Genomic DNA, 14,691 nt, shown 5'->3' on the forward strand with positions numbered 1-14,691 from the left:
TGAAATCGCTCGGGAACCACGTTGCGGCGGCTGATGAGGAAAGCGCGCCGGAATGCCGCGCGGACGCTTGACGACCTTTCGCTGCCACCATATTGAGTTCGCTCGCCGGGAGCGATGAGGCCTCGTGGCGGAGTGGTTACGCAGAGGACTGCAAATCCTTGCACCCCGGTTCGATTCCGGGCGAGGCCTCCAATCGCTTCAACTCCCGCATGCCGGGGGCTTGAGTTCGAATGCGCCGCAGTGTCGGCGCGACAAGCGCATTCAGCGCATTGGCTTTTGACGGATTGGTTGGGACATGAGCGCTGATTTCTCCGAACTTCGCGTCAAGATGGTCGACGGCCAGGTCCGCACCACCGATGTGACCGACGCAGCATTGCTCGATGCCATGCTTGCCGTGCCGCGCGAGGCCTTTGTCGGGGCCGGCCAACAGGCTCTCGCCTATATCGACGAGGATATCCGCATCTCCGACGGCGCCGATGGCAGCGGTGCGCGCTACCTCATGGAGCCGTCGCCACTGGCCAAGCTTTTGCAGTTGGCCGAGATCGACGCCGGCGATTCGGTGCTCGATGTCGGCTGCGGCACCGGTTATTCCGCGGCGCTGCTGTCCAGGCTGGCCAAATCCGTCGTGGCGCTGGAAAGCGATACCACACTGGCGGAAGCAGCCAAAGCGGCGCTTTCGGCGCAGGGCTGCGATAACGTCACCGTGGTCACCGGCCCACTGCCGCAAGGTCATGCCGCCAAGGCGCCCTACAATGTGATTCTCATCGGCGGCAGCGTCGAGAAAGTGCCTGCGGCGCTGCTTGACCAGCTTGCCGAAGGCGGCCGGCTGGTGGCTGTGGAAGGGCAGGGCAATGCGGGCGTAGCCCGGCTCTTTTTCAATGCAGGGGGGGTTGTAACCGGAAGACGGGCATTTAATGCGGCAATTAAGCCACTACCCGGGTTTGAACGCATTCATGCCTTCGAGTTCTAAGTGATTTTGCCTTGCAGCAAAGACTCTGTCATGTTGGCTTGCGATTGAACAATCGTTGCTGATTGGTTAACCGGGGTTTCGGGAGGCTGTCAGCGGGGGAACGATACATCGACGCGGCGCTGGCCGATCCCTAGGGATGGGCTGGCGTGGCGTGGTTCCCGTGCAAAACGAATGAGGGATATAAAGTGCCGTCCTTAGCCAAGAGTTTGTTTGTTACTGTCCTCATTTCCGCGACAGCGCTTTCGCCGATAGCCGCCTCGGCGGAAACCATTCTCGGCGCGCTTTCCAAGGCCTACCAGAACAATTCCTCGCTGAATTCGGCCCGTGCCGGCGTGCGCGTCACCGATGAGGGCGTGGCGATCGCCAAGTCGGGCTATCGCCCGGTGATCACTGGTTCGGCTGATATCGATTACACCTCCAGGCACCTGAACGGCAGGAACGCGAGCCTGGCATTGACCACCGGCAGCTTCGGCGTTCGGATTGATCAGACGCTGTTCGACGGCTTCCAGACCAAGAACAGGGTCGCGTCGGCCGCTGCACAGGTGAGGGCCTCGGTCGAGGGCCTGCGCAACACCGAAGAGAACACGCTGTTCAACGCGGCGAGCGCCTATATGGACGTGATTCGCGACCGCCAGGTGGCGGTGCTGACCGAACAGAATCTGCAGTTCCTGACCGAGCAGGCGCGCGCGGCACGCTCGCGCTTCGAGGTCGGCGAGGGCACGCGCACCGATGTGGCGCAGGCCGACGCGTCGCGTTCGGCCGCGGTGGCGCAATTGAGTGCCGCCCGTGCGCAGGCTCTGGCCAGTGCGGCAACCTATCATCAGATCGTCGGTGACGAGCCGGGCAAGCTCAAGGCCGCGTCGCCGTTGGCGAAGCTGTTGCCGAGGAGTCTCGAGGCGGCGATCGGTATTGCATCGAACGAGCATCCGGCCATCCTGGCCGCCCTACATTCCGTCGATGCAGCGGGATTTGATGTAAAGACGCAGGAAGGTGCGTTGCTGCCGCAGTTGACTGCCAGTGCCGGCCTTTCCCATGCCTATCAAAATACTGTACCTGGCGCGGGGAATTCGGACGGCGACTCCAATGCCGCAACCGTCGGCGCGACGCTGACCGTTCCGATCTATTCGGGCGGCCGTACCTCCGCACTCGTTCGTCAGTCGAAGGAATCGCTCAGCCAGGCTCGCATCGAGGTGGATGTCAGCCGTGACTCGGTGCGCCAGGCCGTGACCTCGGCATGGACGCAATACATCGCAGCGCGTGAAAGCGTCGACGCTAATCGGCAGGTGATCGCGGCCGCACAGTTGGCGCTCAACGGCGTCATCGAGGAGCGCAATGTCGGACAGCGCACCACGCTCGACGTGTTGAATGCCCAGAACGCCGTCATCTCGGCAAAGATCGACCTCGCCAGCTCCGAGCGCGATGTGGTTGTAGCGAGCTACGCCATCCTGTCGGCCATGGGCCGCCTGTCGGCCGATCGCCTGGCGTTGAATGTGGTGAAGTACAAGCCTGAAGAGCACTACAGAGCCGTCAAGGACAAATGGATCGGGCTGCGTACGCCGGACGGTCGTTGATCGCGACTGAGCGGTTCAAATCCCGCCAAGATTGAAAGTATCGTAGCGCCGCGCTTCCCAAGGATGCGCGGCGTTTGTCTTTTGTAGCCTAAATTGTTGAAATCCGGCGTCTTCCGAGATTGGGGATTCTCGGATGGCGATCCGTCGGCTACGCTGTCGCCATGATTCGTATCCGGCTTTGCCGGACAGGAATCCAGGAACGGGTCACTGCAGCGCCACGCGTCCGATGGATGCGCAAAGGAGGCTGTAGAACTTTGATTTTGCGCCTGATCCTCTTCGAAAATCGAAGATCGATTTTCGGGATCATGCGCGGGGGCGGCGGATGTGACGATGGCGACGGCAAGCAGCGCACAGCGCGAACCTTCCATGGAAGAAATACTGGCTTCCATCAGGAGGATCATCGAAGACAGCGACACAGGCCGCAAGCTGCCGGGCGACGCGGATGAGTTGCGCCAGGACGTTGTGCCGGCCGCCGGGCCTGTTTCGGATGTCGAGGCCTTCCGCAGCGAATTGCACAGCTCGACCGAAAGCAAGAAGCCGGTGACGCTGGCCGAGGTGCAGGCCCAACTGGCCGAGCCGGTGGTTGCGCGGCTGGAGCCGCGCTCCGAGCCGTCGCCAGTGAAGCCGGCCATTGCGGCAAATGCCACGACCGCCGCGCCACCCGCGCATGCTCCGATGACATTGGCGGAAGTAAGCGCCAGGATAGCCAGTGAGCCAGCTCCCGCCGTCAGGGCAGAAGTTGCAGTGCGGGCAAAGGCGGAAACCACCGACTCGATCGTCACGGATTGGCGCCGCGAAATCGCGGCCGTTGGCAATCAGGCAAAACCGGCTGACACAGTACGGCGGCCCGAGATCAGGCAGCCGGAGATCAGGCAGCCAGAGACTGAAAATCGGCAGGCAGCAATCGCGGAGGTCGAGGCTTTCGAAGACGATCTCGCTGCCGAGCCGGCTTTCGAGCCTCATCCTTCGCGCAGCGAGCACGCGCGCCCGGCCGATACAACTCCGGTTCGGCCGACGATCGTTTCGGAACATACGGGACGGCAGGTCGCTGCGGCCTTCGGCGAGCTCTCCGACGCCTTTGCCAGCCGCAGCAAGAAGACCTTCGACGAGATGGCCGAGGAGATGCTGCGGCCGATGCTGCAGGACTGGCTGGACAACAACCTTCCGACGCTGGTCGAGCGCCTGGTACGCGAAGAAATCGAGCGCGTCGCGCGCGGCGCGCAGTAGGCATTACCACAGCCCGTTCCGGATTAAAGCGCCGCCTTCGGGCGGAGCTTTCGCTGCAGGCCAGCTTCCGGCCGATGTCGCGAACACGATCAGGTTACCGTCGGGATCGCTGACGATGAAGGTGCAGGCATGGCCTTCCCGTTGAAATGACCAGGGCCCCGCCTATTTGCGTTGAAGGACTGAGGCAGCCCTCGCGGTTGACTTGGCCAAAACCTTCCGATTTACACCGGGTCAGCAAAACTCCCGACCGCGCGGACCACTTTCCCATGCTTGAAAAGACCTACGACGCCAAGACCGTCGAGCCCAAGATCGCCAAAATCTGGGAAGAGGCGGACGCATTTCGCGCCGGCGCCGGCGCCGAGGAGGGGGCGGAGGCCTTCACCATCGTCATCCCGCCGCCCAACGTCACCGGCTCGCTGCATATGGGCCACGCACTCAACAACACGCTACAGGACATACTCGTGCGCTTCGAGCGCATGCGCGGCAAGAACGTGCTGTGGCAGCCCGGCATGGACCATGCCGGCATCGCCACGCAGATGGTGGTCGAACGCCAGCTGATGGAAAAGCAGATACATCGCCGCGATCTTACCCGCGAACAGTTCATCGACAAGGTCTGGGAGTGGAAGGCCGAGTCCGGCGGCGCCATTTTCAACCAGCTGAAGCGGCTCGGCGCCTCGGCGGACTGGTCGCGCGAACGTTTTACCATGGATGAAGGCCTGTCCAAGGCCGTGCTCGAAGTATTCGTCAGCCTCTACAAGGAAGGGCTGATCTACAAGGACAAGCGCCTTGTGAACTGGGACCCGAAGCTGTTGACGGCGATCTCCGACCTGGAGGTCGAGCCCCAGGAGATCAACGGCAATCTCTGGCACTTCCGCTATCCGATCGAAGGCGAGACTTTCGATCCGGAAAATTCGGCGACCTTCATTACCGTGGCGACGACACGGCCCGAGACGATGCTTGGCGATACGGCGGTCGCCGTGCACCCGGACGACGAGCGCTACCGGCATCTGGTCGGGAAAAATGTCGTGCTGCCGATCGTCGGCCGGAAAATCCCGGTTGTGGCTGACGAGTATTCCGACCCGGAAAAGGGTTCCGGCGCGGTCAAGATCACGCCGGCGCACGACTTCAACGATTTCGAGGTCGGCAAGGGCCACAAGCTGCCGGCGATCAACATCCTGACCATCGAGGCGGCAATAACGCTCAGGGATAATGAGGATTTTCTCGCCGGGCTCGACGTGACGCCGGAGCGTCAGGCTGTCTGGGACGAGCTCGACGGTCTCGACCGTTTCGTCGCGCGCAAGAAAATCGTCGAGCTGATGGAGACCGGCGGCTTCCTCGACAAGATCGAGCCGCACCGCCACGCCGTGCCGCATGGCGACCGCGGCGGCGTGCCGATCGAGCCGTTTCTGACCGAGCAGTGGTATGCAAACGCCGCCGAGCTCGCCAAGCCGGCGATCGCATCGGTGCGTGAAGGCCGTACCAACTTCGTGCCGAAGAACTGGGAAAAGACCTATTTTGACTGGATGGAGAACATTCAGCCCTGGTGTATTTCACGCCAGCTGTGGTGGGGTCACCAGATCCCGGCCTGGTACGGGCCGGACGGCCGGGTCTTCGTCGAGAAGACCGAGGAAGAGGCGCTGGGCGCCGCGATCGAATATTATCTGGCGCTGGAAGGTCCATGGAAGGCCTGGGTCGAGGACAAGCTCGAGACCTTCAAGCCGGGCGAGATCCTGACCCGCGACGAGGACGTGCTCGACACCTGGTTCTCGTCTGCACTGTGGCCGTTCTCAACGCTGGGCTGGCCGGATCACACGCCGGAGCTCAAGACCTATTACCAGACCGACGTGCTGGTGACCGGTTTCGACATCATCTTCTTCTGGGTCGCGCGAATGATGATGATGGGCCTGCATTTCATGCACGAGGAGCCGTTCCACACCGTCTATGTGCACGCGCTGGTGCGCGACAAGAACGGGCAGAAGATGTCGAAGTCGAAAGGCAACGTCATCGATCCGCTCGACCTCATCGACGAGTTTGGCGCCGACGCACTGCGCTTCACGCTGACGGTGATGGCGGCGCAGGGGCGCGACGTGAAGCTCGATCCGGCGCGCATCGCCGGCTACCGCAATTTCGGCACCAAGCTGTGGAACGCGACACGCTTTGCCGAGATGAACGAGGTCGCGCGCAATGACGATTTCTGGCTGAACGACGCCAAGCTGCCGGTCAACCGCTGGATCCTGACCGAGCTGACCAGGGCGTCGCGCGCTATCACCGAGGGCATCACCGGCTACCGCTTCAACGAGGCGGCCGGCGCCGCCTACCGCTTCGTCTGGAACCTGTTCTGCGACTGGTACCTGGAACTGCTGAAGCCGGTGTTCATGGGCGCGGACGAAGCTGCCAAGGCCGAAAGCCGGGCCTGCGTCGCCTTCGTGCTCGACGAGATCTACAAGCTGCTTCACCCCATGATGCCGTTCATGACCGAGGAGTTGTGGGCGCAGACGGCGGGCGAGGGCCGGACGCGCGCAACGCTGCTTTGCCACGCCGCCTGGCCGTCGCCCGACTTCGAGGACGCGGACGCGGCCGCCGACATCAACTGGCTGGTCGATCTGGTCTCCGGCATCCGCTCCGTGCGCTCCGAAATGAACGTGCCGCCGGCGGCGATCGCACCGTTGGTGGTGGTTGGCGCCAGCGTCGAGACCCAGCAGAGGCTCGACCGCCATGCGTCCGCCATCAAGCGGCTGGCGCGGGTCGGCGACATCTCGCTGGAGGACGCGGCACCCAAGGGCTCGGCCCAGATCGTGCTCAACGAGGCGACGATCTGCCTGCCGCTCGGCAGCCTGATCGATCTCTCAGCCGAGGCGGCGCGGCTGCAGAAGGAGCTGGCCAAGGTGACCGAGGAAATCGCGCGGTTGCACAAGAAGCTGTCGAACGAGAGATTCGTCGCCAGCGCGCCTGAAGAGATCGTCGCAGCCGAGCGCGAAAAACTCGACGAATACCGCGATCAGCAGGAGAAGCTTTCGGTGGCGCTGACCAGGGTGCGCGACGCCGGTTGAGCGCCGGATTCGCGAGACGCTTGCAGCGCTTCGCGAAGGTTCTTTTGCTCGAAAAACAGGCGTTCCGTTGCGTTAATATTGACGTAAACGGAAAGTTTCGACCCCCATTGTTGCCATAATGTAACAATGGGGCCGAATGCCGGCAAAATAGAGGGTTTTGGTGCCGTTTTGAGCGGTTTTTTCTGATTTGTCCCCCAGTCTGCCGCCCAAATGGTCATTTTCGAACCTGCCGGCCAAGCCGCCACTGTGTTCGAAATGCGGTCCGCAAGAGTGTACATGTACGCTATGTGAATTCATTGTTGCGCCGTTAACCCGAATTGGTTCTAGCTTGACGCACTAGTATTTCGGGGAGGACATCCATGAACAATTTGCGTTTGAAAACACTGCTGGGGGCGGGGTGTTTTTCGCTGGGCCTGATCGGTTCCGTGCATGCCGGCGGCCTGGAGCGCGGCGGCTATGACATCGATCTGCTGTTCGATCCTGCGCAGGTCGCCGGCGAGGTTACCGGCACCTATGTGATGCCGCAACGCGACCTCAAGAATGTGGTGGACACGAATCCGGCTGACGGCCCCCTTAACGCGCTGGGCCTTTCCAACAGCGCCCGCGATACCGAAAGCTATTGGGTGCCGAGCGTGGGTATCAAGGCTGGTATAGGCCCGGTCGATTGTCTTGTCGACTATGGCCAACCGATCGGTGCGTACAGCAATCCCGGCGTCAACTGGGCCGGCGCGAACGGCAATATCGTAACCAAGGTCGAGAGCGAGGCCGTTGGCGGAACCTGCTCGTACAAGGTGAACCTCGGCAAAGGTCAGTTTCGTTTCATCGGCGGCGTGTTCCATGAGGACGTCTCGGGCTTCAAGGAGCAGCTGGTCGCTCCGCTTCCCGCATTTTTGGGTACAGGCGTTGGGCGCCTTGACCTCGAAGGAGACGGCTGGGGATGGCGCGTCGGTGCCGCCTATGAAATTCCTGACATCGCGCTGCGCGCCAGCCTGGTCTACAATTCAGCCGTCAAGCTCGACAACCTCTCGGGGACGCTCGATCTGACACAGGTTCCCGGATTCCTCGACCCCAGCAATCCAATTTTGGGTCGCATAACCGACGTAAGCGGTTCTTCGGAGGTGCCTGAGTCTCTGGAACTCAAGCTCCAGTCAGGTATTGCTCCGGGTTGGCTCGCGTTTGGATCCATTAAGTGGGTCAATTGGAGCGTATTGCAAAGCATTCCATTCTGCCCGACCGCCGCCCCGGGTGCTTGCACCACGACCGGCCCGACCCGCGCTACTTCACTTGATCTGCTCTACCGGGACGGCTGGACGGTCTCCGGCGGTATCGGCCACAAATTCAATGATCAGTGGAGCGGCGCCGCCGTTCTGACCTGGGATCGCGGAACCTCCACCGGACTGAGCGCCCAGACGGACACCTGGACGGTTAGCGGTGGCGTGGCTTACACGCCGACCCAGAACATCGAGGTTCGTCTTGGTGGGGCGCTGGGCGTGCTTACCAGCGGGTCGATCCATCCAGTCGTAGGCGACGATGGCGTCACCTATGGTACGGACTACACCGCTGACTTCGGCAACGATCTTGTGTCGGCCATTTCGACTTCGTTGAAGGTGAAGTGGTAAGCCTTTCAAGTTGAAAAGAAAAAGGCCGGGCATTCCCCGGCCTTTTTCTTATGCGGGCACCGCGTCGAGCCTTGCCGGCGAGAGTTGGCGTTGCAGATACGCCGCACCGGCGTCGCCTCTCGCGATTGTGGCGTTTTGGCAACAGTTCCCGGCCAACCCCCGCGCTACGGTCCCGCTCGACCAAATTGCCCATTTCCCGCCATAAACCCGGCGCACCTCGAATTCGTCTCGGGACACGCGCCAGAAGGCTCGGCCATGGGGCAGGCCGCACCGCCCGCGGCAAGGAAGAGTATGGACGCCAGAGTCATTTCCAAGGCCAAGCTGCCTAGCCGCCATGTGACCGTCGGTCCGGCGCGTGCGCCGCACCGTTCGTATCTCTATGCCATGGGCCTGTCTGCGGCCGAGATCGCGCAGCCGCTGGTCGGCGTTGCCTCCTGCTGGAACGAGGCGGCGCCTTGCAACATCTCGCTGATGCGCCAGGCGCAAGTGGTCAAGAAAGGTGTGGCGGCCGCAAACGGCACGCCGCGCGAATTCTGCACCATCACCGTCACCGACGGCATCGCCATGGGGCACCAGGGCATGAAGTCGTCGCTGGTGTCGCGCGATGTCATTGCCGATTCGGTCGAACTCACCATGCGCGGCCATTGCTACGATGCGCTGGTCGGCCTTGCCGGCTGCGACAAGTCGCTGCCCGGCATGATGATGGCCATGGTGCGGCTCAACGTGCCGTCGATCTTCATCTATGGCGGCTCAATCCTGCCGGGCTCCTATCGCGGCCGCCAGATCACTGTGCAGGACGTGTTCGAAGCAGTCGGCCAGCATTCGGTCGGCACGGTCAGCGATGCCGAACTGCTCGAGATCGAGCAGGCGGCGTGTCCGTCCGCCGGCTCCTGCGGGGCCCAGTTCACAGCCAACACTATGGCCACCGTCGCCGAGGCGATCGGCCTGGCGCTGCCGTACTCCTGCGGCGCGCCGGCGCCTTACGAGATGCGCGACCGCTTCAATTTCGCCTCCGGCGAAAAGATCATGGAGCTGATCGCCAAGAACATCCGGCCGCGCGACGTCGTCACGCTGAAGGCGCTGGAGAATGCGGCGACCGTGGTTTCGGCCACCGGCGGCTCGACCAATGCGGCTTTGCACCTGCCGGCGATCGCGCATGAGGCAGGCATCAAGTTCGACCTGTTCGACGTTGCCGCGATTTTCGAGAAGACGCCCTACATCGCCGACCTCAAGCCGGGCGGCAAATATGTCGCCAAGGACATGTTCGAGGCCGGCGGCATTCCGCTGTTGATGAAGACGCTGCTCGACCACGGCTATCTCCATGGCGACTGCATGACCGTGACTGGCCGTACTTTGGCCGAAAACATGGAGCATGTTACCTGGAATGATAGCCAGGATGTGGTCCGTCCCGCCAACCGTCCAATCACCCAAACCGGCGGTGTCGTGGGCTTGAAGGGCAACCTTGCCCCCGAAGGCGCGATCGTGAAGGTCGCGGGCATGACGGAGCTGAAATTCTCAGGTCCGGCACGCTGTTTCGATTCGGAAGAGGAATGTTTCGAGGCGGTCACGCACCGCAACTACCGGGAAGGCGAGGTTCTCGTCATCCGTTACGAAGGTCCGCGCGGCGGCCCGGGCATGCGCGAGATGCTGTCGACGACGGCGGCGCTCTACGGCCAGGGCATGGGCGGCAAGGTCGCCCTCATCACCGACGGTCGTTTTTCGGGCGCGACGCGCGGTTTCTGCATCGGCCATGTCGGGCCCGAAGCTGCCGTTGGCGGCCCGATCGGGCTCTTGAAAGACGGCGATGTGATCTCGATCGATGCAACCAAAGGCACGATCGCGGTCGATTTGTCCGAGGCCGAACTGGCAACGCGGGCGAAGGCCTGGAAGGCGCGCACGACCGACTATCAGTCGGGCGCGATCTGGAAATACGCACAGACGGTAGGGCCTGCCCGCGACGGCGCGGTCACCCATCCGGGCGGTGCCAAAGAAACACATTGCTATGCGGATATCTGAGTTGTTGAGGTCGTCTGTCCTTCCGGCACTGGTCGCTGTTGCGATCTTTGGGGCCGTGGGCCAGGCCATGGCCTTCGACGACAAGGTGTTCGACGACAAGACCGGCGTGAAGCCGCAATCGAGCCCATGGGCCGTGTTCCAGTTCGGCTTCTCCGCCTACAAGAGCGGCCACAAGGAACAGGCGGTCGAGGCCTATAAATACGCCGCCGAGAACGGCCAGATCGGCGCCACCTGGAAGCTCGCGCGCATGTACGCCGAAGGCGACGGCGTGACGCGCGACGACTATGCGGCCTTCAAATTCTTCTCCGAGATCGTCGATCAGGATGTCGAGCCGGGATCGCCGGAGGAAAGCTATGTCTCCGACGCGCTGGTGGCGCTGGGCGACTATCTCCGGACAGGCATCCCCGGCAGCCCGGTCGAGGAAAACGAGGTCGCGGCGCAGGAATATTACATGCGCGCGGCCGCCAATTACCGCAACCCGAACGCTCAGTTCGAGATGGGCCAGATGTTTTTGAAGGGCGAGGGCGGCGTCAAGGCCAGCGTCAAGCAGGCCGGCCGCTGGTTCCAGCTCGCCGCCGAAAAAGGCCATGCCGGCGCCCAGGCGACGCTCGGCAATCTTCTGTTCCAGAGCGGCAAGATCGTGCGCGGGCTGGCCATGATGACCGCCGCGCTCGAACGCGCCTCGCCGAGCGACCAGCCGTGGATCCGCGGCATGCAGGAAGAGGCATTTGCCGCCGCCGGCGAAGCCGACCGTCGCACTGCCATTTCGCTTGCCGACGACATCCTGACCAAGGGCGGCGGCGACCAGTGAAATTGCCAATCTCCCCCCTTGAGGGGGAGATGCCCGGCAGGGCAGAGGGGGGCGCTGTCCCGCTGGCATTTCAGTTGACTAAAGTTTGCCCGGGTTGGACTGAGAGGGTGAGCTTGTTTGACCGAAAGGTCGCGTTTCTTCGCGCCCCCCTCTGGCTTGCCGGCCATCTCCCCCTCAAGGGGGGAGATTAGCTCACATCCATCAGTTCTCGGTGAGTTCCGCCGGCACCGCTCTGTGCACCGGCATCGAGATCGGCGTGACGTGCAGATGCGGCTTAATCGTGCTGTCGGGACAGGTATCGCCGATCTTGGTCCATGAGGTGTTGTTGAGCACCAGGTCGCAGCGGGCCATATGGCTCTTGTCTGAAACCGTCAGGCAGGTGACCTGGCCGACCTGGTAGGACTTGCCATTGGCCAGGCACTGCTGGTCGGCAAGTGCCGCTGCAGGGGAGGCCATGGCAAATGCTAGGCCGATCGGGCAAAGGAGGAATCGTAGTGCCATGGAACCCCAGCCGCCATGCTGATCTCTGACTGAATGGCGCGATTGTGGCGATATCAGGGTTTCGGCTGATATCAGGCCGGCAGCAGCGCCAGATCGATCGCCACCGGCACATGGTCGGAAGGCTTTTCCCAGGCGCGCACATGCTTTTCGATTGAGGCCGAGGAAAAGCGGTTGGCCGCTTCGGGCGACAACAGCAGATGGTCGATGCGGATGCCGTTGTTCTTCTGCCAGGCGCCGGCCTGGTAGTCCCAGAAGGTGTAGACGTCGGCCGCATCGGTGACGGCGCGCACCGCCTCTGTAAAGCCGAGATTCTTCAGCCGCCGGAAGGCCTGCCGGGTCTGCGGCTGGAACAGCGCATCGCCAAGCCAGTTCTCGGGGAAGCGCGCATCGACCGGCTCGGGGATGACATTGTAGTCGCCGGCCAGCACCAGCGCCTCCTCCAGAAGCAGCCGCTGCTCGGCCCAGCGATGCAGCCGTTCCATCCAGGCCAGCTTGTAGGGAAACTTCTTCTCGTCATCGACCGGGTTGCCGTTGGGCAGATAGAGCGAGGCGACGCGCAGCGCGCCCTGGTCGGTCGAGAACACGCCCTCGATGAAGCGCGCCTGCTCATCAGTCTCGTCGCCTGGCAGGCCTCTGATAACCTCGTCGAAGGGAAGCTTCGACAGCAGGGCGACGCCGTTAAAGCCCTTCTGGCCATGGGTTTCCACGTTGTAGCCAAGCGCCTCGATCTCGGCGCGCGGGAACTGCTCGTCGACCGACTTGATCTCCTGCAGGCAGACGATGTCGGGCTGGCTTTCGCTCAGCCAGTGGGTGAGGTTGCCGATGCGGGCGCGAATGCCGTTTATGTTCCAGGTAACGATTTTCATGAGCGGCCTCAGGGATGTTCGGGCGAAAGACGTTCGACAAGCCCGATCGTATTGCCTGCCGGGTCCTTTAGAAAGGCCATCCACTCGCTTTCCCCCGCCGTTCCGAACGTGCCTTCGGTGTCGTTGTGGACGAGCGCCGGCGGTGCGGTGAAGGGAACGCCGGACGCTTTCGCCTCGGCGTGGAAGGCTTCGAGCCCGGCTATATCGAGATAGACGGTGCCGGCCGGAACGCCATCGGTGAACAGCAACCTGATATCACCGGCCATGATGAAGGCGATGCCCGGCGGATCGTAGCGGGCGTGAACATTGAGGCCGAGCACATCGCGCCAGAAGGCCAGCGTCACGTCGAGGTCGCGCCCGGCCGACAGTGCTACCTGACGGACCGGGCCGACGCCGGACATCTGCCTAGATGGAGAAACTGGTGCCGCAGCCGCAGGAGGCGACTGCATTGGGGTTGCGGATCTGGAACGATTGGCCCATCAGATCGTCGACGAAGTCGATCACCGAGCCGCCCATATAGACCAGCGACAAATCGTCGATCAGCACGGTGGCGCCGTCCTTTTCGATGGCGACGTCGTCGTCATTGCGCGTATCGACCAGGTCGAACTTGTAGGAAAAGCCGGAGCAGCCGCCGCCCTCTACGGAGACGCGCAGCGCCGTCTTGCCGGCCTCGCCAGAGACGATTTTCGCGATCCGCCTGGCGGCGGCGCCGGTCATCTCGACTTTCATGGCAGTCTTGGCATCAGCGCCCATGGGCGTCACCTTGCTTTCAGTTTCACATGATAGGTATGAAGCGGGAAGGGGCAAGTCAACTGCGGCGGCATCAGCCATGACAAATGAGCTTGGCGACATTGGGTTCGGCTATCGGCCGCGCGCGGCCTATGCCAGCGACCCAGCCAGGTCGCGCGGGCGGCTCTATGACGAGGTCGAGAGCCCGACTCGCACGCCATTCCAGCGCGACCGCGACCGTATCATTCATTCGACTGCCTTCCGCCGCCTGAAGCACAAGACGCAGGTGTTCGTCGCCCATGAAGGAGATCACTACCGCACCCGGCTGACGCATTCGATCGAGGTGGCGCAGATTGCGCGGGCTCTGGCGCGAGCGCTGCGCGGCGACGAGGATCTGGCCGAGGCGGTCGCCTTGGTGCACGATTTCGGTCACACGCCGTTCGGCCATACCGGCGAGGACGCGCTGAACGAGCGGATGGCCCAATGGGGCGGCTTCGACCACAATGCGCAGTCGCTGCGCGTGGTGACGCGGCTGGAGCGGCGTTATGCCGAGTTCGACGGGCTGAACCTGACCTGGGAAACGCTGGAAGGCCTGGTGAAGCACAATGGCCCGCTGACCGACGCCAAGGGAAAAGGGCTCAAAGGCCCGGTGCCGCAGGCGATCCGCGACTATTCCGAGTTGCACAACCTCGAACTCGACCATTTCGCCGGCATCGAGGCGCAATGTGCTGCGATCGCCGACGATATCGCCTACAACACCCATGACATCGACGACGGCCTGCGCTCCGGCTTCCTGACCTTGGACATGCTGGAAACGGTGGCGCTGCCGGGATCGATCCTGGCAAGCGTGCGCGCGCGCTATCCGGGCCTGGACGATGTGCGCACCGGCCATGAGCTGATGCGCCGGCAGATCACGATGATGGTCGAGGACGTCATTGTTTCCACCACCGCCAATCTGGAGCGCATCAAGCCTGACAGCGCCGAAGCGGTGCGGGCGGCGGGCGAGACGATGGTGACCTTTTCCGCAGACATGGCGGCGACCGAGAAGGATTTGAAGACCTTTCTTTACAAGCATCTCTACCGGCATGACGAGGTGATGCGCGTTCGCACTGAGGCCGAGCAGATCGTGCGCGACCTGTTCGATGTCTATTTCGCCGATCCGCGCGCCATGCCGGACGGCTGGCGGGAGGGGCTCGACCGGGCGGAGGACCGCATCAAGGCGCGCAGCGTCGCCGATTTCCTGGCGGGGATGACGGATACCTACGCCTTGAAGGAACACCGCCGTCTGTTTGACCATACGCCCGATTTAAGCTAGGGCGGGCGCGATTTGC

General features: G+C 62.7%; 13 protein-coding genes and 1 tRNA gene. 9 read left to right on the top strand and 5 right to left on the bottom strand.

Features of this window, described 5'->3' with window-relative positions:
• The first annotated feature begins 118 nt into the window (after nucleotides 1-118).
• From ACYG9R_RS23620 to ACYG9R_RS23640, 5 genes are all read left to right on the top strand, one after another.
• Nucleotides 119-192, top strand: a tRNA-Cys gene (locus tag ACYG9R_RS23620).
• A gap of 103 nt (nucleotides 193-295) precedes the next feature.
• On the top strand, nucleotides 296-970 hold the full coding sequence (locus ACYG9R_RS23625; RefSeq protein ID WP_023667707.1) for a protein-L-isoaspartate O-methyltransferase family protein: 675 nt from the start codon (nucleotides 296-298) through the stop codon (nucleotides 968-970).
• Nucleotides 971-1,155: 185 nt separating this feature from the next.
• Nucleotides 1,156-2,541, top strand: coding sequence for a TolC family outer membrane protein (locus ACYG9R_RS23630; RefSeq protein WP_023667706.1), 1,386 nt, complete (start codon nucleotides 1,156-1,158; stop codon nucleotides 2,539-2,541).
• A gap of 330 nt (nucleotides 2,542-2,871) precedes the next feature.
• The gene (locus ACYG9R_RS23635) at nucleotides 2,872-3,768 is read left to right on the top strand and encodes a PopZ family protein (RefSeq protein WP_023823021.1); all 897 of its coding nucleotides are present in this window, start codon (nucleotides 2,872-2,874) and stop codon (nucleotides 3,766-3,768) included.
• 266 nt (nucleotides 3,769-4,034) lie between these two features.
• Complete coding sequence (locus ACYG9R_RS23640; protein ID WP_023823020.1) at nucleotides 4,035-6,818, top strand: valine--tRNA ligase; 2,784 nt, start codon at nucleotides 4,035-4,037, stop codon at nucleotides 6,816-6,818.
• On the opposite strand, the gene ACYG9R_RS23645 is transcribed toward ACYG9R_RS23640, so the two are convergent.
• A complete protein-coding gene (locus ACYG9R_RS23645) occupies nucleotides 6,767-7,036 on the bottom strand; it encodes a hypothetical protein (RefSeq protein ID WP_155923151.1) in 270 nt (89 codons plus the stop codon). The genes ACYG9R_RS23640 and ACYG9R_RS23645 overlap by 52 nt on opposite strands.
• Nucleotides 7,037-7,177: 141 nt before the next feature.
• Here ACYG9R_RS23645 and ACYG9R_RS23650 point away from each other — a divergent pair, with 141 nt between their 5' ends.
• The 3 genes from ACYG9R_RS23650 to ACYG9R_RS23660 all read left to right on the top strand — a co-directional run bounded on the left by ACYG9R_RS23650 (nucleotide 7,178) and on the right by ACYG9R_RS23660 (nucleotide 11,264).
• The gene (locus tag ACYG9R_RS23650) at nucleotides 7,178-8,437 is read left to right on the top strand and encodes an OmpP1/FadL family transporter (RefSeq protein ID WP_023688210.1); all 1,260 of its coding nucleotides are present in this window, start codon (nucleotides 7,178-7,180) and stop codon (nucleotides 8,435-8,437) included.
• A gap of 291 nt (nucleotides 8,438-8,728) precedes the next feature.
• Entirely contained in the window at nucleotides 8,729-10,453 is a 1,725-nt protein-coding gene (gene ilvD / locus ACYG9R_RS23655; RefSeq protein WP_023823019.1) for a dihydroxy-acid dehydratase, read from the top strand.
• On the top strand, nucleotides 10,440-11,264 hold the full coding sequence (locus ACYG9R_RS23660) for a tetratricopeptide repeat protein (protein ID WP_023667701.1): 825 nt from the start codon (nucleotides 10,440-10,442) through the stop codon (nucleotides 11,262-11,264). Before ilvD ends, ACYG9R_RS23660 begins: the two co-directional genes overlap by 14 nt.
• Nucleotides 11,265-11,465: 201 nt before the next feature.
• Here the strand turns inward: ACYG9R_RS23660 and ACYG9R_RS23665 are convergent, their stop codons facing one another.
• From ACYG9R_RS23665 to erpA, 4 genes are all read right to left on the bottom strand, one after another.
• On the bottom strand, nucleotides 11,466-11,720 hold the full coding sequence (locus tag ACYG9R_RS23665; protein ID WP_245259994.1) for a hypothetical protein: 255 nt from the start codon (nucleotides 11,718-11,720) through the stop codon (nucleotides 11,466-11,468).
• Nucleotides 11,721-11,836: 116 nt separating this feature from the next.
• Entirely contained in the window at nucleotides 11,837-12,631 is a 795-nt protein-coding gene (gene xth, locus ACYG9R_RS23670; protein ID WP_023688213.1) for an exodeoxyribonuclease III, read from the bottom strand.
• Nucleotides 12,632-12,639: 8 nt separating this feature from the next.
• Nucleotides 12,640-13,032, bottom strand: coding sequence for a VOC family protein (locus ACYG9R_RS23675; RefSeq protein WP_023667697.1), 393 nt, complete (start codon nucleotides 13,030-13,032; stop codon nucleotides 12,640-12,642).
• Between the two features lie 4 nt (nucleotides 13,033-13,036).
• On the bottom strand, nucleotides 13,037-13,384 hold the full coding sequence (gene erpA, locus ACYG9R_RS23680; protein ID WP_031196640.1) for an iron-sulfur cluster insertion protein ErpA: 348 nt from the start codon (nucleotides 13,382-13,384) through the stop codon (nucleotides 13,037-13,039).
• Nucleotides 13,385-13,460: 76 nt separating this feature from the next.
• On the opposite strand from erpA, the gene ACYG9R_RS23685 reads away from it, so the two are divergent.
• On the top strand, nucleotides 13,461-14,675 hold the full coding sequence (locus ACYG9R_RS23685; protein ID WP_023681656.1) for a deoxyguanosinetriphosphate triphosphohydrolase: 1,215 nt from the start codon (nucleotides 13,461-13,463) through the stop codon (nucleotides 14,673-14,675).
• The last annotated feature ends 16 nt before the right edge of the window (nucleotides 14,676-14,691 follow it).

Source organism: Mesorhizobium sp. RSR565B, assembly GCF_054719465.1.